This window comes from Pseudomonas sp. WS 5027, assembly GCF_012985695.1.
Classification (GTDB): Bacteria; Pseudomonadota; Gammaproteobacteria; order Pseudomonadales; family Pseudomonadaceae; genus Aquipseudomonas; species Aquipseudomonas hygromyciniae.
This window is the reverse complement of sequence record NZ_JAAQWU010000001.1, coordinates 384,812-403,481: the sequence shown is the minus strand read 5'-3', so window position 1 is coordinate 403,481 and position 18,670 is coordinate 384,812. Positions and strand designations below refer to the sequence as shown.

At 60.8% G+C, this 18,670-nt stretch carries 14 protein-coding genes and 1 pseudogene; 6 read left to right on the top strand and 9 right to left on the bottom strand.

All coding sequences use genetic code 11. From position 1 onward, the window contains the following. Nucleotides 1-7 precede the first annotated feature (7 nt). Genes HBO09_RS01840 through HBO09_RS01830 form a run of 3 tightly spaced genes read left to right on the top strand, consistent with a single transcriptional unit; the run spans nt 8 to nt 2,046 of the window. Nucleotides 8-679, top strand: coding sequence for an amino acid ABC transporter permease (locus tag HBO09_RS01840; protein WP_169991227.1), 672 nt, complete (start codon nt 8-10; stop codon nt 677-679). Next, nucleotides 672-1,322, top strand: a complete 651-nt coding sequence (locus tag HBO09_RS01835) for an amino acid ABC transporter permease (protein ID WP_169991225.1) — start codon at nt 672-674, stop codon at nt 1,320-1,322. Before HBO09_RS01840 ends, HBO09_RS01835 begins: the two co-directional genes overlap by 8 nt. Then, a complete protein-coding gene (locus tag HBO09_RS01830) occupies nt 1,309-2,046 on the top strand; it encodes an amino acid ABC transporter ATP-binding protein (RefSeq protein WP_169991223.1) in 738 nt (245 codons plus the stop codon). Before HBO09_RS01835 ends, HBO09_RS01830 begins: the two co-directional genes overlap by 14 nt. On the opposite strand, the gene HBO09_RS01825 is transcribed toward HBO09_RS01830, so the two are convergent. From HBO09_RS01825 to HBO09_RS01810, 4 genes and pseudogenes are all read right to left on the bottom strand, one after another. Then, on the bottom strand, nt 2,018-2,584 hold the full coding sequence (locus HBO09_RS01825; protein ID WP_178120150.1) for a hypothetical protein: 567 nt from the start codon (nt 2,582-2,584) through the stop codon (nt 2,018-2,020). The genes HBO09_RS01830 and HBO09_RS01825 overlap by 29 nt on opposite strands. A gap of 4 nt (nt 2,585-2,588) precedes the next feature. Then, nucleotides 2,589-5,019, bottom strand: a pseudogene (locus tag HBO09_RS01820) (fimbria/pilus outer membrane usher protein). 49 nt (nt 5,020-5,068) lie between these two features. Next, nucleotides 5,069-5,716, bottom strand: a complete 648-nt coding sequence (locus HBO09_RS01815; RefSeq protein WP_346266399.1) for a fimbria/pilus chaperone family protein — start codon at nt 5,714-5,716, stop codon at nt 5,069-5,071. Between the two features lie 192 nt (nt 5,717-5,908). Continuing rightward, nucleotides 5,909-6,556 carry a DUF1120 domain-containing protein gene (locus HBO09_RS01810; RefSeq protein ID WP_169991221.1) on the bottom strand — a complete coding sequence of 216 codons (648 nt, stop codon included), beginning with the start codon at nt 6,554-6,556 and terminating at the stop codon, nt 5,909-5,911. 478 nt (nt 6,557-7,034) lie between these two features. Here HBO09_RS01810 and ppx point away from each other — a divergent pair, with 478 nt between their 5' ends. Further along, nucleotides 7,035-8,537, top strand: coding sequence for an exopolyphosphatase (gene ppx / locus HBO09_RS01805; RefSeq protein ID WP_169991219.1), 1,503 nt, complete (start codon nt 7,035-7,037; stop codon nt 8,535-8,537). A 55-nt stretch (nt 8,538-8,592) separates the two neighbouring features. Here ppx and HBO09_RS01800 read toward each other — a convergent pair whose 3' ends face one another. The 3 genes from HBO09_RS01800 to hemB form a co-directional block, all read right to left on the bottom strand. Continuing rightward, nucleotides 8,593-9,999: an amidase family protein gene (locus tag HBO09_RS01800; RefSeq protein ID WP_169991595.1), complete on the bottom strand. Its 1,407-nt coding sequence runs from the start codon at nt 9,997-9,999 to the stop codon at nt 8,593-8,595. A gap of 262 nt (nt 10,000-10,261) precedes the next feature. After that, nucleotides 10,262-12,484 carry a polyphosphate kinase 1 gene (gene ppk1 / locus HBO09_RS01795; RefSeq protein WP_169991217.1) on the bottom strand — a complete coding sequence of 741 codons (2,223 nt, stop codon included), beginning with the start codon at nt 12,482-12,484 and terminating at the stop codon, nt 10,262-10,264. Nucleotides 12,485-12,502: 18 nt separating this feature from the next. Beyond that, nucleotides 12,503-13,516 carry a porphobilinogen synthase gene (gene hemB / locus HBO09_RS01790; protein ID WP_070994028.1) on the bottom strand — a complete coding sequence of 338 codons (1,014 nt, stop codon included), beginning with the start codon at nt 13,514-13,516 and terminating at the stop codon, nt 12,503-12,505. 218 nt (nt 13,517-13,734) lie between these two features. Here hemB and HBO09_RS01785 point away from each other — a divergent pair, with 218 nt between their 5' ends. Beyond that, nucleotides 13,735-14,379: a DedA family protein gene (locus HBO09_RS01785; protein ID WP_169991215.1), complete on the top strand. Its 645-nt coding sequence runs from the start codon at nt 13,735-13,737 to the stop codon at nt 14,377-14,379. Here the strand turns inward: HBO09_RS01785 and HBO09_RS01780 are convergent. Then, nucleotides 14,360-15,595: a sterol desaturase family protein gene (locus HBO09_RS01780; protein ID WP_169991213.1), complete on the bottom strand. Its 1,236-nt coding sequence runs from the start codon at nt 15,593-15,595 to the stop codon at nt 14,360-14,362. The genes HBO09_RS01785 and HBO09_RS01780 overlap by 20 nt on opposite strands. Nucleotides 15,596-15,710: 115 nt before the next feature. Here HBO09_RS01780 and elbB point away from each other — a divergent pair, with 115 nt between their 5' ends. Beyond that, on the top strand, nt 15,711-16,376 hold the full coding sequence (elbB, locus tag HBO09_RS01775) for an isoprenoid biosynthesis glyoxalase ElbB (RefSeq protein ID WP_169991211.1): 666 nt from the start codon (nt 15,711-15,713) through the stop codon (nt 16,374-16,376). Between the two features lie 126 nt (nt 16,377-16,502). On the opposite strand, the gene HBO09_RS01770 is transcribed toward elbB, so the two are convergent. Then, nucleotides 16,503-18,401 (bottom strand): FTR1 family protein, encoded by a 1,899-nt coding sequence (locus tag HBO09_RS01770; RefSeq protein ID WP_169991209.1) that lies wholly within the window; start codon nt 18,399-18,401, stop codon nt 16,503-16,505. Between the last annotated feature and the right edge of the window lie 269 nt (nt 18,402-18,670).

Genomic DNA, 18,670 nt, shown 5'->3' with positions numbered 1-18,670 from the left:
CTGATTGATGGCCTATCAATTTGACTTTGCGCCGGTGCTGGCCAATACCGACCTCCTGTTGCGCGGCGCGCTGTTCACCCTGGAACTGACCGCCATCGGCGCCATCCTGGGGGTGGCGCTGGGGATTGTCGGCGCCGTGGTGCGGGCCTGGAAAATCCAGCCGTTCTGCTGGCTCTTCGGGGTGTATGTCGAGTTGATTCGCAACACACCGTTCCTGGTGCAGTTGTTTTTTATCTTCTTCGGCCTGCCATCCCTGGGCCTGCAAATTTCCGAATGGCAAGCGGCGGTATTGGCAATGGTGATCAACCTGGGCGCCTATTCCACGGAGATCATCCGCGCCGGTATCCAGGCGATTCCCCGCGGGCAACTGGAAGCGGCGGCAGCGCTGGCGATGACACGTTTTGAAGCGTTTCGCCACGTGGTGCTGCTGCCGGCGCTGGGCAAGGTCTGGCCGGCCCTGAGCAGCCAGATCATCATCGTGATGCTCGGCTCGGCGGTGTGCTCACAGATCGCCACTGAAGAGCTGAGCTTTGCCGCCAACTTTATCCAGTCGCGCAACTTCCGCGCCTTTGAAACCTACGCGCTGACCACGCTGGTGTACCTGTGCATGGCGCTGATGATCCGCCATTTGCTCAATTGGATCGGGCGCCGGTATGTGACGAGGAACAGCCATGAGTGATTTTTCGTTGTGGGACATCGTGCGCAACCTGCTGACCGGCCTGCAGTGGACATTGCTGCTGTCGCTGGTGGCGTTTATCGGCGGAGGGCTTATCGGTTTGCTGGTAATGACCCTGCGCATCAGCAAAAAGGCGTTGCCGCGCAATATTGCCCGCACCTATATAGAGCTGTTCCAGGGCACGCCGCTGCTGATGCAGTTGTTCCTGGTGTTCTTCGGTGTGGCCTTGCTGGGGATCGATATCTCGCCGTGGCTGGCCGCCGCGATTGCCTTGACCCTGTTTACCAGCGCCTACCTGGCCGAGATCTGGCGCGGCTGTGTCGACTCCATTGCCCACGGGCAATGGGAAGCCTCCGCCAGCCTGGCCCTCAACCCTTATGAGCAACTGCGCTACGTAATCCTGCCCCAGGCCCTACGCATTGCCGTGGCGCCGACGGTGGGTTTCTCGGTGCAGGTGGTCAAGGGCACGGCGGTGACGTCGATCATCGGCTTCACCGAACTGACCAAGACCGGCGGCATGCTCGCCAACGCCACCTTCGAGCCCTTCATGGTCTACGGCTTGGTGGCACTCGGTTACTTCCTGCTCTGCTACCCCTTGTCCCTCAGTGCCCGCTACCTGGAAAGGAGACTGCATGCCTCTGCTTAGAATATCCGCGCTGCATAAGTATTACGGCGATCACCATGTGCTCAAGGGCATCGATTTGACGGTCGAGGAAGGCCAGGTGGTGGCGATCATTGGCCGCAGTGGCTCGGGGAAATCCACCTTGCTGCGCACCCTCAATGGCCTGGAGTCGATCAACGACGGGGTGATTGAAGTCGATGGCGAATACCTCGACGCGGCCCGCGCCGACCTGCGCAGCCTGCGGCAGAAAGTCGGCATGGTGTTCCAGCAGTTCAACCTGTTCCCCCATTTGACGGTGGGTGAAAACGTCATGCTCGCGCCCCAGGTCGTGCAAAAAATATCCAAGGCCAAGGCTGCGCAACTGGCGCGGCAGATGCTTGACCGTGTGGGGCTGGGGGAAAAGTTCGATGCATTCCCCGATCGCCTGTCTGGGGGCCAACAGCAGCGGGTGGCCATTGCCCGCGCTCTGGCAATGTCGCCCAAGGTATTACTGTGCGATGAAATCACCTCGGCACTGGACCCGGAATTGGTCAATGAGGTGCTCAGCGTAGTACGCCAACTGGCCAAGGACGGCATGACGCTGATCATGGTGACCCATGAGATGCGCTTCGCCCGGGAAGTGGGCGACAAACTGGTGTTCATGCATCAGGGCAAGGTGCATGAGGTGGGCGACCCAAAAACCCTGTTCGCCCAACCGCGCACCGCGGAACTGGCCAACTTCATTGGCTCGGTGGAACAGCCGGGCTGATACTCACCCCCAGTGGCACCCACTCCACCTGTACCTGCCCTTGGAGGGTGGTTTCGCGGCGCACAGAGAAAGCCCCCTGCGGCAAGTAAGGGTCGATCTCAAGCTCGGCCGATAGCCGTCGGCCTGCCACCGGAACACCCGCCGCCCGGGCGATCATGACCTGCCCGGGCATTAGGCGCTCACCGGCAGCTACGGCCTGCGCGCCCTCGGCGACCAAATCCACCGACCGCCCGTCAACACGGGCGCGGCGGATGCTCAAGGCAAAGGCGCCATCACCGCCAAACCGAAAACCCAGCCCCCCCGCAGGCAGGCCACTGAATCGCAATGCCATGGGGGCAGGGTCTACACACACCACGTTCAGCAACACAGTTCGCCTGCCCAGCGACTGCGCGCCTGCGTGTCCATCCAGCAACTGCCCGAGGCGCAAGACGCCGTAGTCCACCCGAGGCTGGCTCAGCGCTAACTGACACGTCGCGCCGCTGGCCTCACTGACCAACAACGCCATCACGAACAACAGGCACCGGGAGTGGTTGCCCATCGACTTACAATCCACGGCAGGTAGCCGAGGCGGCTTCATACAATTTGTCATTGGAGGGCTCTGGCTCAAGGTTCAGTTGCAGCAGGCAGGGCGTCGTCGAATCAGGCATCTCGACACTCAGGATTTGCTGGGGCTCGCTGTCATTCAGGAATGATCAGCCCTTCGCCCACCACGCTGGTCAGGAAGGCCTTGTCCGGTCCAAACACCGCAGCCCCCTGGGGCAACGCACGTCCACGCTGGTCGCGAGCGGTCAACAGCACACGGCGTGCGCTGACCACCTTGAACTCCACGGTATTGAACGAACCGCGTGCGGCAGCGAGGGTGTGGGTGCCGTTCTTGAGGTCGACATGCCTGGGCAGGGATTGGGTCTGCACCTCAAGGTGGGTGTTGCTGTAGGCCGGCAACCCTGGGATGACCGCATGACCGCGATAGTCGGTCCAGACCGGGCCCTGGGGCGTGGAGACCTTGGCCCCCGCGATATTTCCCACCGACAGCAGGCCGAACGTGTCCTGTACCGCATAGGGCGAAAAAGACACCCCCTGCCCATGGGCGACCACGGCGCCCTGCAGTTGCCCGGTGTAACTGCTGCCTGATGCCTCCCGGCTCATTCCGGCACCGATGCGGGTATAACGGGGCATGACGTCGACCCGCCCGTATACCGATTGCTGGCGTTCACTCAGGTCGCGCTCGGCGCCGACCTCATAATCCACATACTCGTTGACCCGTTCCGACAGCGCGGTGCCGATATCGGAGCGACCGTTGCGCCGACTGGCATAAGAGGTGAGTCGGCGACTCTCACCGAAGGGCACGCTGACTTGCAGGCGCAGCGACACGCCTTCTGAGGGGCGCTCCTCATTGGCCGCGTAACGGCGCTTGCGCCGACGGGAAGGACCTGTCTGGGAGTCGGCGACCAAGGCGACATCAATTTCATTGAATCGCTTGTTCCAAGACGCAAATACATGCTCGGCGCCCTGTCCATCAAACTGCCGGTTGCGCGAATAGCTGAGGGAGAACACGCCCAATCCCGGCTCGGCCCAACTCATGCCGGCGGTGTACTGATGTTGGAAGCGTGCGTCCAGGACATCCCGGGTTGATACCATGCCGGCTTCCAGCACATCACGATAACCCTGGCTCTGGGTGGTGACGCTCAGGTTGATTTCAACCCCCGCTCCCAAAGGGCTGCCCAACGATACGGCGCTGCGCGTCCCGCCCACTCCGCGGACCTTGTCTCGGGAGCGGTTGTGCCGTGCCGCAACCGTGACCCGCTGGAAAAAGACACGACTCAATGTGCCGCCAGCCGCGTGATACTCATCGGTCCCCAGCACGCCGAACCCCAGGGAAGTGCCTGCACCCAGGCCCCAGGTGCCACTGCCCATCGCCACCACCGGCGACTCCTGACCATTGGCGAGGGTTTCCCGCACCTTGCCCAGGGCAAAATCGAAGCCTGGCGCGACGGGCACTTGAGCGCCGAAAGACGCGGCGGGTACCACGAAGCTGCGCTTGCCACCCCGCGTGCCGATAACACTCACGTCCAGGTCACTGGTGCCGTTGAGCAGGGGCAGGCCTGTCAGGCTGAAAGGCCCTTCAGGTACCAGGGTTGAATAAATCAGCACGCCAGACTGGCGCACCTCGACCCTTGCCTGGCTATGGGCCAGGCCTTCAACCACGACGCCGTTGGAACTCCCCAGACGCGCAACGCCATCTGGGAAGAGCTGCAGACCCGAGAGCTGGAGACCGCCAAACACCGGGCTGCGGCTGGAAATCTGGCCCACCTGGAAGGTCGACTGCAAGGCCGCGAAATCTCGCTGGGCATAGGCATACACATGCTCACTACGGCCCCTGCCGTTGTCGGAAACATAGAACTGCCGACTGCGCACCACCCAGTTACCCAGGTTGAATCCCGCCTCGGTATAGGCCGAGACGAAACGACTGGAGCCATCGCGCCCATGGCTGTCGAAGCCCAGCACATCGTAGTTGAGCATGGCGGCTGTACCGCCCTGGCTGAAGCTGCCCGCCTCCCATTCTGGCTCGCGCAGCGATTGCGTGGGCACCACCAGGGACACCTCGTCACTGCCGGGGCGCAACCTGACGATCGTCGCCGGGAACTCACCAAGAAAGTCGTGACACGCCTGGTCAGCCGTCACGCCAGCCTGCAGGACCGCCGACGGCACCCGCAACCCTGCCTTGTCCAGCAACCCGCGGGTAAAACACAGTTGCCCCCGATAGTCGAAACGCGCATCGACCAGCCCCAATGCCGTGCCATTGACCCGCAGCCCGACCACCTGGACCCCTTCGCGAAAGCGTGCGGCGCTGCGAAAGTACTCCGAGATTTTTGGATCAATGCCGTGAGTGGTCAGGGCGGCCAGATCAAACCCGTCGCCCAACTGGATAGCCTGCGCGTCCCCCTGAACCCCGAGCAGGGTTGCCAGCCCCATGAACAGCCCCGAGCAACACGCGCCGCCAGCCCCTTTGCCCACCGCCCGCTCAAATCCCATGGTCGGTGACATCTGCTTGATAACTGTCGACACTGAACCCGTACACCGTCGCGGGCTGCATAACCACCGAGGTGACATCGGACTGCGGCCCGTGGGTATCGACCACCAGTACTTCTCCCGGCAGGACATAGCTGCGCGGCAGGGTCGCCAATTGCTTGCCGGGCAACAGTTGCAACTCCAGCGCCAGGCGCACCACATACGCACTGTCGTTATGGACAACCAGGCCAGTGCCCTGGCGCTTCCACTTCAACAACTCCCAGGGTGCCTGGTGCCTGGCCAACCCTCTGGGGTGCAGGATCAGCGGCAGGTTCTGCCGCAGGGTGATGCCAATGGTCGTACCGCCGGGACTACGCGCCTGGGGAATACCTTCGAAGGACACGCGTTTCAAACGCTGGGTCTTGAGCGGCGTCCCAGCCGTGCTGATAAAACGCACGAGTTGGGTTTCACCTGCCTCGACCCGGGTAATCGGCGGCGTGACGATCAACAGTGGCTCTTGGTCTTCAGCAATGTTTTCAATTACCGAGTGAAGTAACGCAGGCCCAGGGTCGGTGTTCTTGATATTGATCGTCGCTTCACCGTCATCTTCATATAGCACCACGACCGTTGTTTCGGGCTGCATGCCATCGGCGACCGCCACGCCACTTGCGCAAAACAACAGACCCACACACCACAACAGCGTCACACTTGCTTTTAAAAAACAACTCACCGTGGTTTCTCCGCAACGACCCAGACATACAGCAAATAAATAAACAGCCACACAAAAACAGCCGACAAGTTACGAAAGCGTCATGACAACTTCCGTTTCAATATCGGCTGCCTTTATAAGTCCTTAGATGTAACTAAGTACTAAAGTGGCGCGCCCATCCAGCGTGACATCACGGGTTAGGTCCAGGTCCTGCGCCTTGTTGATGACCGCCTTCACCGCAATGACCCCTGTCAATTGGGAAATTGACGCTGGGGTAACGGTCGAACCGTTGCGCCACGAATACTGGCTGGGTGCCTGGGCAACTTTCCCGTCACTGTTCTGCCAGGCGCCGGTGCTGACCCGCATGATGGGGTTCAACACGACACCTGAAGACCTCAGGTCCCTGAGCGTGACCGAGTACCCGCCGGTACGCCGGGACGATACTGCGCCCAGCCCGAAGTTCTGCGCTTCGGTATAGCCAGCACCAAGGATCCCGGTGACCTTGCTGCCTGCCTGCAGGTCGGTCAGGGCCAGGGCGAACTTGGCCGGGGTACTGCCGCAGTTCACGGCCACCGTGGTGGTTTTCTCTTCACGGGGGTTGAAGGCAATCTGGGACAGTTCACCGGAGCGAATGGTCCCGTAGTCGATGATGCCGCCGCCACCCAGGCTCAGATTGCAGGCTGTGGGGGTGATCGTCCCGCGTACTACCAGTTGCGCAACGTTTGTTGCTTGAGCGCCAATACTGGCTGCCAGGCAAATGATGCCTACTGTCAAACCTACTACTTTTTTCATGATCGACCTGTCGTTGGAAAGTGTCAGTCATTATTTATCCGGCCGGAGATTCCGCTCTCCATTACTAGTTCCTCCTTGAAACACAAAGCATAGATAAATAACACCCCGGCTTGATTGCCGAATGACAGTTTCACTCCTCGACCCGCCCAATAAATATAAGACGACACCTTAATCCCTGTGAGACTCGTAAAAAACAACTGTCCTCTTTAACAACGCTTCAAGTAGTCCAGAACAAATTATGGAGCGGCATTGTCAACTTACTCATGTAGGAAACAGCATAAAAATCGCAAGTCGCAAAAAATCTTGAAACTTCCGTCAACGACCTAGAGCGATGTCATCGGCACTACGGAAAATTGCCCTACATTTCCTACAAAATTTGATCGAGAGCAGGGGTAGGACAAATCACCAAGCACTACGCGTTGGCGTCAGCGTTTGATCGTGGCACGATGGCGAGGTTATCGACCGAGATCCCCTAACCATGCCGCAATCCCAAGCCAAGAATCTGTCCCTGATCGCCGCCATCGACCTGGGCTCCAACAGCTTTCACATGGTCGTGGCCAAGGCCCAGAACGGTGAGATCCGCATCCTTGAGCGGCTCGGCGAAAAGGTACAACTGGCTGCCGGAATCGACGACGAGCGCAAGCTCAACGAAGAATCCATGCAACGCGGGCTCGATTGCCTCAAGCGCTTTGCCCAACTGATCAACGGCATGCCTCAGGGCGCCGTGCGTATCGTCGGCACCAACGCATTGCGCGAAGCGCGTAACCGTGGCGAATTCATCCGCCGCGCCGAGGAGATCCTCGGCCACCCGGTGGAAGTCATCTCGGGTCGTGAAGAAGCGCGCCTGATCTACCTCGGCGTTTCCCACACGCTGGCCGATACCCCCGGTAAGCGCCTGGTAGCGGACATTGGCGGCGGCAGCACCGAGTTCATCATCGGCCAGCGCTTCGAACCGTTGTTGCGTGAAAGTCTGCAAATGGGCTGCGTCAGCTATACCCAGCGTTATTTCAAGGACGGCAAGATCACCCCGGCCCGCTACGCCCAGGCGTATACGGCGGCGCGGTTGGAGATCATGAGCATCGAGCATGCCCTGCATCGCCTGACCTGGGATGAGGCCATCGGCTCATCCGGCACTATCCGCGCCATTGGCCTGGCCCTGAAGGCTGGCGGCCATGGCACCGGTGAGGTGAATGCCGAAGGCCTGGCCTGGCTCAAGCGCAAGCTGTTCAAGCTCGGGGATGCCGAGAAGATCGACTTCGATGGCATCAAGCCCGACCGCCGGGCCATCTTCCCGGCGGGCCTGGCGATCCTTGAAGCCATCTTCGATGCCCTCGAACTGCAACGTATGGACCATTGCGACGGTGCGCTGCGTGAAGGGGTGCTCTATGACCTGCTGGGCCGCCACCATCATGAAGACGTGCGTGAGCGCACCCTGGGCTCGCTGATGGAGCGTTACCACGTCGATCTGGAACAGGCGGCGCGGGTCGAGCGCAAGGCGTTGCATGCCTTTGATCAGGTCGCCGAGGATTGGGAGCTCGAAGACGGGGTCTGGCGGGAACTGCTGGGATGGGCGGCCAAGGTCCATGAAGTGGGGCTGGATATCGCCCACTACCATTACCACAAGCACGGCGCGTACCTGATCGAGCACTCCGACCTGGCAGGCTTTTCCCGGGAAGACCAGCAGATGCTGGCGCTGCTGGTGCGTGGTCATCGCCGCAATATTCCCAAGGACAAATTCGCAGAGTTCGGCGCCGACGGCATCAAGCTGATCCGCCTGTGTGCCCTGCTGCGCTTTGCGATTCTGTTCCATCACATTCGTGGCACCCACCAGATGCCGCAGGTCACCTTGCACGCCCGTGGCGATAGCCTGGATGTGGTGTTCCCCGAGGATTGGCTGGAGGAGCACCCACTGACCCAAGCCGATTTTGCCCAGGAGGCCGAGTGGCTGACACGGGTAGGCTTTACCCTGAACGTCCACTGACCTGGCACCACACCGGATGCCTGACCGGCATCCGGTGCGCAACCGCATGACGCCCCTAAACGCCCGACGACTGTGGCGCACCCGGCTCGAAGGCCGGCTCGCGGATAGCCTGGGAAGCCTGTTCATAGCCATAGGCGAGCGAAAGCAACGTGGCCTCGCTGTTGCCCGTACCGCAAAAGTAAAGCGCGGTCGGCATCCCCTCCTCATCCATACCCGAAGGCACCGATATACCGGGGTAGCCTGCCGCGGCGGCGCCGTAGTAATTGTGTGAGTGGAAGTTCGACACGATTGCATCGAGCTTGTGCTCATTGAGCGGCGTGTCGAGAGTGTCCCTGAACGTGGGGAGAACGGACGCCCATAGCGCCTCGCGCTGCTCATCCGTCACTTGCAGGCTGTCGATAAAGCTCAGCAGATCCTGGTCAGGCTCCCCCGGCCGCCTATCGCGCTCATTGAACGCAATCAGCTCGGACAACGACTTCACGGGCAACCCTTCCCTTGTAGCCAGGTATGCTTCCAGTCTTGGTTTGACTCCGGCCAAAAGCGCGTCGTTGTACTGATCGTAGGTCTGCTTCGACACATCGGCATCCAGCGCGCCGATCGGCACCATGACGGCGCCCTTGGACGCCAGTAGTTGGATAGCGTCCTCAAAATGCTTTTTATCCGCGCGCTTGGCCGGGTCCTTGGCGTCTTCTTGCGTCAACTCGGGCACAGGGGTGTAGCCGATGCGCTTGCCCTGCAAGGCATCCGGCTTCAGCCCGGCGGTATAAACCGTTGTTTGCGTCATGGCATTTAGCGCTTCAGCAGCATCGCGTACGTTACGCGTAAAGGTGCCCACCGAGTCCAGCCTCGAACTGGTCATCACCCCTTCGGTACTTACCAGCCCGACCGTTGTTTTCAAACCGAACACACCGTTGAAGGCCGCGGGCGAAATGATCGAACCGTTGGTCTCGACCCCCAACGCCAGTGGGACATGCCCCTGGGCAACCGCCACCGCCGAACCGGAACTCGACCCCGCCACCTGCCCTCCCAGCCGATGCGGATTCAGGGTTTGCCCGCCACGGGAACTCCATCCGTCCACCGGTACGTCGGAGCGAAAGTTGGACAGCTCACTCATGTTGGTTTTGCCCACGATCACCGCACCAGCGTTGAGCAAGTTATCCACAACCTTGGCGTTTTTTTGCGCCGGTGATCCCACCAACGCGCGGGAGCCCGCACTGGTCTGCATTTTTCCACTGGTTTCAAAGACATCCTTCAGAGCGATCGGAACACCATGCAAAAAACCGCGCACGGTACCGTTGGTACGCTCCAGGTCACGCGCCCTTGCCTGCTCACGGGCATCGGGATTGACTTCAAGAAACGCATTGCCACCCTGCAACCCCTGGTCGATATTGGCGATGCTTTTCAACGAATCCTTTACCAGGGATTCTGAAGTGACCGTCGTCTGGCTCATGCCAGACGACATCACCTGCGCGCTGCGGTAATCCTTCGGCGGCGAAATGAACGCCTCAAGAAGCCCCGAACCGCCCACTCCCATTCCTACGACTGGCCCTATCATCGAAAACTCCTCAACTGTCCAGGGCTATCGTCTGATAGCCCGGTGTCAGTCTAGGAATGGGAATAGGCGACTCCCAACCTGGCAAGTCTGAAGCGTCTGTCCGACCGCTCAGTGGTGGATGTAGGCGACCAGCAGGAAAGCGGATAGGCCGCTTCCTCCAAGGCCTGTATCAGCGCACGGTCAATAGCGGGCTGCCCAGCCGCTCCAGCAACGTCGCCTGCGCACTGCGCGGGTTCTGGTTGCCGGTCGGGGTGTTGCGCACATAGCGCCCATCCGACTGCAGGCTCCAGCTGTGGGTGTTATCGGTGAGATAACTCTCCAGCTCCTTCTTGACCCGCATGATCAGTTTCTTGCCTTCCACCGGGAAGCAGGTCTCTACCCGCTTGTCGAGGTTGCGCTCCATCCAGTCGGCGCTGGAGAGGAACATCTGCTCTTCGCCGCCGTTGAGGAAGTAGAACACCCGCGTGTGCTCCAGGAAGCGACCGATGATCGAACGCACGTGGATATTGTGAGACACCCCCGCGATGCCCGGACGCAGGCAGCACATGCCGCGCACCACCAGGTCGATACGCACGCCGGACTGGCTGGCCTTGTACAACGCACGGATGATCTTCGGATCGGTCAGCGAGTTGAATTTGGCGATGATATGCGCCGGCTTGCCATCGAGGGCGAATTGGGTCTCGCGGGCAATCATGTCGAGCATGCCCTTCTTCAGGGTAAACGGCGCATGCAGCAGCTTTTTCATGCGCAGCGTCTTACCCATGCCGATCAACTGGCTGAATAGTTTGCCGACGTCTTCGCACAGCGCGTCGTCGGAAGTCAGCAGACTGTAGTCGGTGTAGAGTTTGGCGTTGCCGGCGTGGTAGTTACCGGTGCCAAGGTGCGCGTAACGCACGATTTCACCGGCTTCGCGGCGCAGGATCAGCATCATCTTGGCGTGAGTCTTGAAGCCGACCACGCCATAGATCACCACCGCGCCGGCCGCTTGCAGGCGGCTGGCCAGTTGCAGGTTGGATTCTTCGTCGAACCGCGCACGCAGCTCGATCACCGCCGTGACTTCCTTGCCGTTACGCGCTGCGTCCACCAGCGCATCGACGATTTCCGAGTTGGCGCCGCTGCGGTACAGGGTCTGGCGCACGGCCAGGACATGGGGGTCCTTGGCGGCCTGGCGCAGCAGGTCGACCACCGGGGTAAACGACTCGAAGGGGTGCAGCAGCAAGATGTCCTGCTTGCTGACCACGCTGAAGATGTTCTCGCTGTTTTGCAGCAGTTTCGGGATCTGCGGAGTGAACGGCGTGTATTGCAGCTCCGGATGGCTGTCCAGGCTGGTGATGCTGAACAGGCGCGTCAGGTTCACCGGGCCATTGACCTGGTACAGCTCGGTCTCGGCCAGGTTGAACTGCTTGAGCAGGTAGTCCGACAGGTGTTTGGGACAGGTGTCCGCCACTTCCAGGCGTACCGCATCACCGTAACGGCGCGAGAACAGCTCGCCGCGCAGGGCGCGTGCCAGGTCTTCGACGTCTTCGGTGTCGACCGCAAGGTCAGCGTTACGGGTCAGGCGGAACTGATAGCAGCCCTTGACCTTCATGCCCTGGAACAGGTCATCGGCGTGGGCGTGGATCATCGACGAAAGGAATACATAGTTATCGCCAGCCCCCCCGACCTCTTCCGGTACCTTGATGATCCGTGGCAACAGGCGCGGAGCAGGGATGATCGCCAGGCCCGAATCACGACCAAAGGCATCGATGCCTTCAAGCTCGACGATAAAGTTCAGGCTCTTGTTCACCAGCAGCGGGAACGGGTGCGTCGGGTCCAGGCCAATCGGGGTGATGATCGGCGCGATCTCGTCACGGAAGTAGCGACGGACCCAGGTCTTGAGCTTGACGGTCCAGTTGCGCCGACGGATGAAGCGCACCTGATGCTTTTCCAGCTCCGGCAACAGGATGTCGTTGAGGATGGCGTATTGGCGATCCACATGGCCGTGCACCAGTTCGCTGATGCGGGCCAGGGCCTGGTGCGGCTGCAGGCCATCGGCGCCGGCCTGTTCACGGGCGAAGGTGATCTGTTTCTTGAGGCCGGCGACACGAATCTCGAAGAACTCGTCCAGGTTGCTGGAGAAGATCAACAGGAACTTCAGGCGCTCGAGCAGTGGGTAGGACTCATCCAGCGCCTGTTCCAGTACGCGGATGTTGAATTGCAGTTGGGACAGCTCGCGATGGATATAAAGGCTGCTGTCATCCAGGTTCGGAATCACGATAGGCGGTGCCGCCACCACCGGCTCAGTAATCACGGCAGGCTGCTCAGGCACAAGCTCCGGCGGGGTTTCGGCCACCTGTTCAACCACCGGGTGAGCGTCTTTTACGGCAACGTCTGTGAGTCCTTCGGTATTCATTGAGTGTTCCTGTGAGGGCTATTGTTGCTCTCTAAGCAATTGGGCGGCACGGGCGGCAAAGTAAGTCAGGATGCCATCGGCACCCGCACGTTTAAAGGCAGTCAGGGACTCGAGGATCACTCCTTCACCCAACCAGCCATTTTGAATCGCAGCCATGTGCATGGCGTATTCACCACTGACCTGATAGACAAAGGTCGGCACCTTGAATTCCTCCTTGACCCTATAAAGGATGTCCAGGTACGGCATGCCGGGCTTGACCATCACCATATCAGCGCCTTCGGCCAGGTCCGCCGCCACTTCGTGCAAGGCTTCGTGGCTGTTGGCCGGGTCCATCTGGTACGAGGCCTTGTTGGCCTTGCCCAGGTTCAACGCCGAGCCGACCGCATCGCGGAACGGGCCGTAGTAGGCACTGGCGTACTTGGCCGAATAGGCCATGATCCGCACATTGACATGCCCGGCCAGCTCCAGCGCCTCGCGGATTGCCTGGATACGACCATCCATCATGTCCGACGGGGCCACCACCTGGGCGCCCGCGGCGGCATGGGACAGCGCCTGCTTGACCAGTGCGTCGACGGTGATGTCGTTCTGCACGTAGCCTTCTTCATCCAGGATCCCATCCTGCCCGTGGGTGGTGAACGGGTCCAGCGCCACGTCGGTGATCACCCCCAACTCCGGGAAACGCTCGCGCAGGGCGCGGGTAGCGCGCTGGGCAATGCCTTCGGGGTTCCAGGCCTCGGCGGCGTCCAGGGACTTGAGCCCAGCCGGCGTGACCGGGAACAACGCCAGCGCCGGGATCCCCAGCTCGACCCACTGCGCGGCCTCTTCCAGCAGCAGATCAATGGTCAAGCGCTCGACACCCGGCATCGACGCCACCGCTTCCCGACGATTTTCACCGTCCAGCACAAACACCGGCAGGATCAGATCATCGACCGTCAGTACGTTTTCACGGACCAGGCGGCGAGAAAAATCATCACGACGGTTGCGGCGCAGGCGGGTTGCGGGAAACAAACGCTGGGCGGGGGTAAAGCTCACGGCAGACTCCTGAGCCCGGCTTGACGGGCGAGCGTGACAGTTATAAGCGGCCATTATGACGAAGGAATGACAGTTGTGCTTACTCATGCGACCGGCATGCGACCTGTAGCCGCATTCGCAGTTTCTGTAGGAAATGTTCACTTCGTGACACATCTCGATACTTTCATGAATGTCCACGAAGGCGTAGGCTGCGCGTTCATTTCGCCAGCACCCAGACAATGCTCCAACAATTTCTGAATGACTTTGGCTACTTTGCCCTCTTCCTGGGGACGTTCTTCGAAGGTGAGACCATTCTGGTTCTCGCGGGCTTCCTGGCGTTCCGCGGATACATGGATATCAACGTGGTGGTGGTGGTCGCGTTCTTCGGCAGCTACGCCGGCGACCAGCTCTGGTACTTCATGGGCCGCAAGCATGGGCGCAAACTGTTGGCGCGCAAGCCACGCTGGCAGTTGATGGGGGATCGGGCACTGGAACATATCCGCCGCCACCCGGATATCTGGGTGCTGAGTTTCCGCTTCGTGTACGGCCTGCGCACGGTCATGCCCGTGGCCATCGGCCTGTCAGGCTACCCGCCGGGACGCTACCTGTTGCTCAACGGCATCGGCGCGGCGATCTGGGCGGCAGCGCTGGGTGCTGCGGCCTACCACTTTGGCGCGGTGCTCGAAGGCATGCTGGGCAGCGTCAAGAAATACGAGTTGTGGGTTCTGGGCGCCTTGCTGCTGCTCGGCCTTGGGCTGTGGCTGCGCCGGCGCATCCGCAACGCTCGCCTGGCCCGAGAAACCTGCGCCGCCGAGAAAGCCCAGCTGGCGCAGGAACAACTGGCCGAACCGAAAAAGCCCGAACCTACGACGCCAACCGAGTAAACCGGCCCCTGCAACAGTAGAGGCCGACGAGGCTAAACAAGCTGTAACTCACCAGCCCCAGCCAGCCCAGCGCGCTGGCCGGCCACAATCCGACCAGCGGCGCCAGCCATACCAGCGGCACATTGAGTGTCAGGCGCAGCAGTTCGGCCTTCAGGGCCCACGGGCGATTCTCCAGGGCCACGCCCAGCGTAAACAAACCCAGCGCCATCACGCCCCAACCCAGCACCAATGCAGGCGATGGCATGCCTTCGCCGAAATTCATCAAATAGCTGCCCAAGCCCACATACGCGGCAAATTGCAGGGCGATGTAAATCTGCTGGTGAGTATCCAGCGGCACCTCGAATTTGCGGAACTGGCTCAGGTCCGGCTTGGCCAGTGGATACTTGGCCTTGACGTCGGCCGGACGCCAACCGGTGCGCATGAACCAGATGCGCAGCTTGTCCCACCCACTTTCGGTACGCCGGGCATCACTCCACAGCTGTGCATAGAATTGCAGGTTGGCCCACAGCGGATTCCAACTGGCCAAAGGTGTGGTCACGCCAAAGATCACCGGCTCGTTTTCGTCTTCTTCCTGGAACGTGCCAAACAAACGGTCCCAAATAATGAACACCCCGCCGTAGTTGCGATCCATGTAGAGAGCGTTCTGTGCATGGTGAGCCCGATGATTGGACGGTGTGACGAAGAACCATTCGAACCAGCCGAGCTTGGGTACATGGCGGGTATGCACCCAGAACTGGTACAGCAGGTTGAGGGACACCACGCTGATAAACACCAGCAGCGGCACACCCACGACGGCCAGCGGCAGATAGAAGATCCAGCTCAGCAAAAAGCCCGTGCTGGTCTGGCGCAAGGCGGTGGTGAGGTTGTAGTCCTCGCTCTGGTGATGCACCGAGTGCGCCGCCCACAGGATATTGCGCTCATGACCGCAGCGGTGCAGCCAGTAGTAGCAGAAGTCATAGAGCACAAAGGCAAACACCCAGGTCCACGCGCTCTGGGTCGGCAGTTCAAACAGCGCCAGGTGCTCAAGGGCGAAGGCGTAGGTCAACAGGCCCACGCCTTTTGTCAAAAGCCCGGTGGTGGTAGACAACACGCCGGTGCTCAAGCTGTTGATGGCATCGGCCACCCGGTAGTTGCGCTCGCCACGCCATCGGTCGGCGAGCAGTTCGAGCACAATCAGGGCAATGAAAAACGGTACCGCGTAAGGAACGAAGTCCATGGGCAAGTCCGGTCGATTATTGTTATATCCAGATTAGGCGTAATGGCCGGATGTCCCATTGGCAATGAGCGACAAATAAGTAGACATTTAACGCCATAAATCAGGAGAAATGCCCATGAGCAAAAAGATTGCAGTGATCCTTTCCGGCTGTGGCGTGTACGACGGCACTGAAATCCACGAAAGTGTGATCACCTTGCTGCGGCTGGACCAGCGCGGCGCCGAGGTCCAGTGCTTTGCCCCGGATATTGCGCAACTGCATGTGATCAACCATCTCACGGGCGAAGAAATGCCCGAGTCGCGCAATGTTCTGGTGGAGTCTGCGCGCATCGCCCGAGGCGAAGTGAAGGACGTTCGCGAGGCCCGCGTGGAGGAGTTCGACGCACTGATCGTGCCCGGCGGTTTTGGCGCAGCGAAAAACCTATCGAACTTTGCGGTCGAAGGCGCCGGCTGCAGCGTCAACCCGGATGTCCTGGCACTGGCCGAAGCCTTCGCCGAAGCAGGCAAGCCAGTGGGGCTGATCTGCATCTCGCCGGCACTGGCGGCGAAAATCTACGGCCCTGGCGTGACCTGCACCATCGGCAACGACACCGACACAGCGGCGGCCCTGGACAAAATGGGCGCCACCCACCTGGAATGCGCGGTAGATGAAATCGTCGAAGACAAGGCGCGCAAGCTGGTGAGCACGCCGGCCTACATGTTGGGCAAGAACATCAGCGAAGTCGCATCGGGGATCAACAAGCTGGTGGACCGCGTGCTGGAACTGACCCACGAGAACGACTGATTCATCTCTGACAGTTCACAGCCTCAGTGTGGGAGCTGGCTTGCCTGCGATAGCATCACCTCGGTTCAACTGACACACCGAGGCGTCTGCATCGCGGGCAAGCCCACTTTTAATCGCTGGCGTCCTTCAGGAAGCCGCCACCCGGCGCTTTTCGGCCAGGCGGCTGCGGCTGTACAGCACCACAATGGCAATAATCGCCACCGCCTGCGCACTCAATGAATACGCATCGGCGTGAATGCCCAGCCAATCGAAGTCAAAGAACGCCACCGGCCGGGTGCCGAAGATGCCGGCTTCCTGCAATGCCTTGACGCCATGCCCGGCGAACACCACCGACAGCGCGCACAGCAGGGCGGCGTTGATCCCGAAGAACAGCGCCAGCGGCAATTTCGCCGAGCCGCGCAGAATGATCCAAGCGAGGCCCATCAGCAGCACCAGCGCCGTGGCACCACCGGCCAACACTGCGTTATGCCCGGCAGGACCGGCCTGCAGCCACAGGGTTTCGTAGAACAGGATCACTTCGAACAATTCACGGTAGACCGAGAAGAACGCCAGGACTGCAAACCCAAAACGCCCCCCACCGCCCACCAGGCTGCTCTTGATGTAGTCCTGCCAGGCAGCCGCGTGACGGCGGTCATGCATCCACACGCCCAGCCACAGCACCATCACGCTGGCGAACAGCGCGGTACAGCCTTCCAGCAATTCACGCTGGGCGCCGCTGACGTCAATGACATACGCCGCCAGCGCCCAGGTCGCCGCGCCGGCTACCAATGCCAGGGCCCATCCGACGTTGACGCTGCGCACCGCCGACTGCTGGCCGGTGTTGCGCAGGAAGGCGAGGATCGCCGCCAGCACCAGGATCGCTTCCAGCCCTTCACGCAACAGGATCAACAAGCCCGAGATATAGCTCAACGACCAGCTCAGGCCGTCGCCGCCCAACAGGCCGGCCGACTCGGTGAGTTTGCCCTTGGCCACATCCAGGCGCTGCTGGACCTGCTCGATTGGCAACCCGTCCTGCAGTGACTGCCGATAGGCCATCAGGGCCTTCTCGGTGTCCTTGCGCACATTGGCGTCGACGTTATCCAGGGAGCTTTCCACCAACTCGAAACCTTCCAGGTACGCGGCAACCGACAGGTCGTAGGCCTGTTCGTGTTCGCCGCTGCGGAACGCCGCCAGGCTCTTGTCCAGCGTGGCCGCGGTGTACTCCAGCAACTGCGCCGGGCCACGCTGGACCTGCGGCGGCTGCGCACGCTGGGCGCGGAACACACGGACAGCGTCCGGCCCTTCGGCGGCCAGCACTTCTTCTGGGGTCTGACGCGCCAGATCGGCCAGATTGAAGGATTTTTCGCTTTTCGCTGCGGCCGGGTCGGCGGTGAAACCGGCGATATAGGTAGCCAGGTCCCAGCGCTGACGGTCGTCCAACTGGTCGGCGAACGACGGCATATCGGTGCCTTCGACGCCCAGGCCCAGGGTGTTGTAGATGCCGTAGAGGCTCAGACGATCCAGGCGCTGCGCATCGCGCAGGTTGGCCGGGGGCGGGGTCATGCCGACACCGGCCGGGCCATCGCCCGCCCCGGCGTCACCGTGGCACACCGAACAATGCTGGGCGTACAGCGGCGCACCGCGGGTCGGGTCCGGGGTAATGGCCGGTGCCTGGCTGACTTCATAGGCCGCCGCCAGTTGCGCCCCCAATTGCCGTGCCTGGCGTGCGACCGCATTGCCGTCCTGATGGCCGGTGACGGCAGCCAGCAGCTCATCGACACCCTTGACCAGGCCCGCGCGCTCAGGCTTGTCGGGCAGCTCTGCCACCAGCCCCTGCAGCACACCGAGAAATTCCACCTGTTCACGGTATTCGGACTCATCGACCACCTTGCCCGCCTCCACCGTCGGCGGATAGTCAGCGCCAATGTAATCCAGCAAATGCAGGGCCTGGGGCGCACCTTCTGCGGTGGCAGCCAGCAGATTGAAGCTGCACGACACCAACGCCGGCAACAACAGCCAGGCGAGAAAACGGGAGGGGGCAGTCATGAATGAATCCCAAATGGAAACAAGAAGTAACATATTGTCGAATGTTAATGGGTTTGACTCAAGACGTTAGTGCTTTGTCCGCCGAAATGACTCACCCAAGTCTTCAATACGCCCGCTGAAAAGCCATTGTTTTGCCAGTAACGAGGCCTATAATGCGCCGCCTTCGTTATCGCGAATCGGCATTTCAGCTCCTCGTTTTATGAGGAATATGTAGGAAAGGCTTTTCCTGCGATTGGTTACTCGGCCCGACCAGCACCTTCGGCCGATTA

Excerpts from the sequence above, each read along its gene's own strand:
- HBO09_RS01840 (WP_169991227.1), top strand. The coding sequence starts at position 8 with ATGGCCTATCAATTTGACTTTGCGCCGGTGCTGGCCAATACCGACCTC.
- HBO09_RS01835 (WP_169991225.1), top strand. The coding sequence starts at position 672 with ATGAGTGATTTTTCGTTGTGGGACATCGTGCGCAACCTGCTGACCGGC.
- HBO09_RS01830 (WP_169991223.1), top strand. The coding sequence starts at position 1,309 with ATGCCTCTGCTTAGAATATCCGCGCTGCATAAGTATTACGGCGATCAC.
- HBO09_RS01825 (WP_178120150.1), bottom strand. The coding sequence starts at position 2,584 with ATGGGCAACCACTCCCGGTGCCTGTTGTTCGTGATGGCGTTGTTGGTC.
- HBO09_RS01810 (WP_169991221.1), bottom strand. The coding sequence starts at position 6,556 with ATGAAAAAAGTAGTAGGTTTGACAGTAGGCATCATTTGCCTGGCAGCC.
- ppx (WP_169991219.1), top strand. The coding sequence starts at position 7,035 with ATGCCGCAATCCCAAGCCAAGAATCTGTCCCTGATCGCCGCCATCGAC.
- HBO09_RS01800 (WP_169991595.1), bottom strand. The coding sequence starts at position 9,999 with ATGTCGTCTGGCATGAGCCAGACGACGGTCACTTCAGAATCCCTGGTA.
- ppk1 (WP_169991217.1), bottom strand. The coding sequence starts at position 12,484 with ATGAATACCGAAGGACTCACAGACGTTGCCGTAAAAGACGCTCACCCG.
- HBO09_RS01785 (WP_169991215.1), top strand. The coding sequence starts at position 13,735 with ATGCTCCAACAATTTCTGAATGACTTTGGCTACTTTGCCCTCTTCCTG.
- HBO09_RS01780 (WP_169991213.1), bottom strand. The coding sequence starts at position 15,595 with ATGGACTTCGTTCCTTACGCGGTACCGTTTTTCATTGCCCTGATTGTG.
- elbB (WP_169991211.1), top strand. The coding sequence starts at position 15,711 with ATGAGCAAAAAGATTGCAGTGATCCTTTCCGGCTGTGGCGTGTACGAC.
- HBO09_RS01770 (WP_169991209.1), bottom strand. The coding sequence starts at position 18,401 with ATGACTGCCCCCTCCCGTTTTCTCGCCTGGCTGTTGTTGCCGGCGTTG.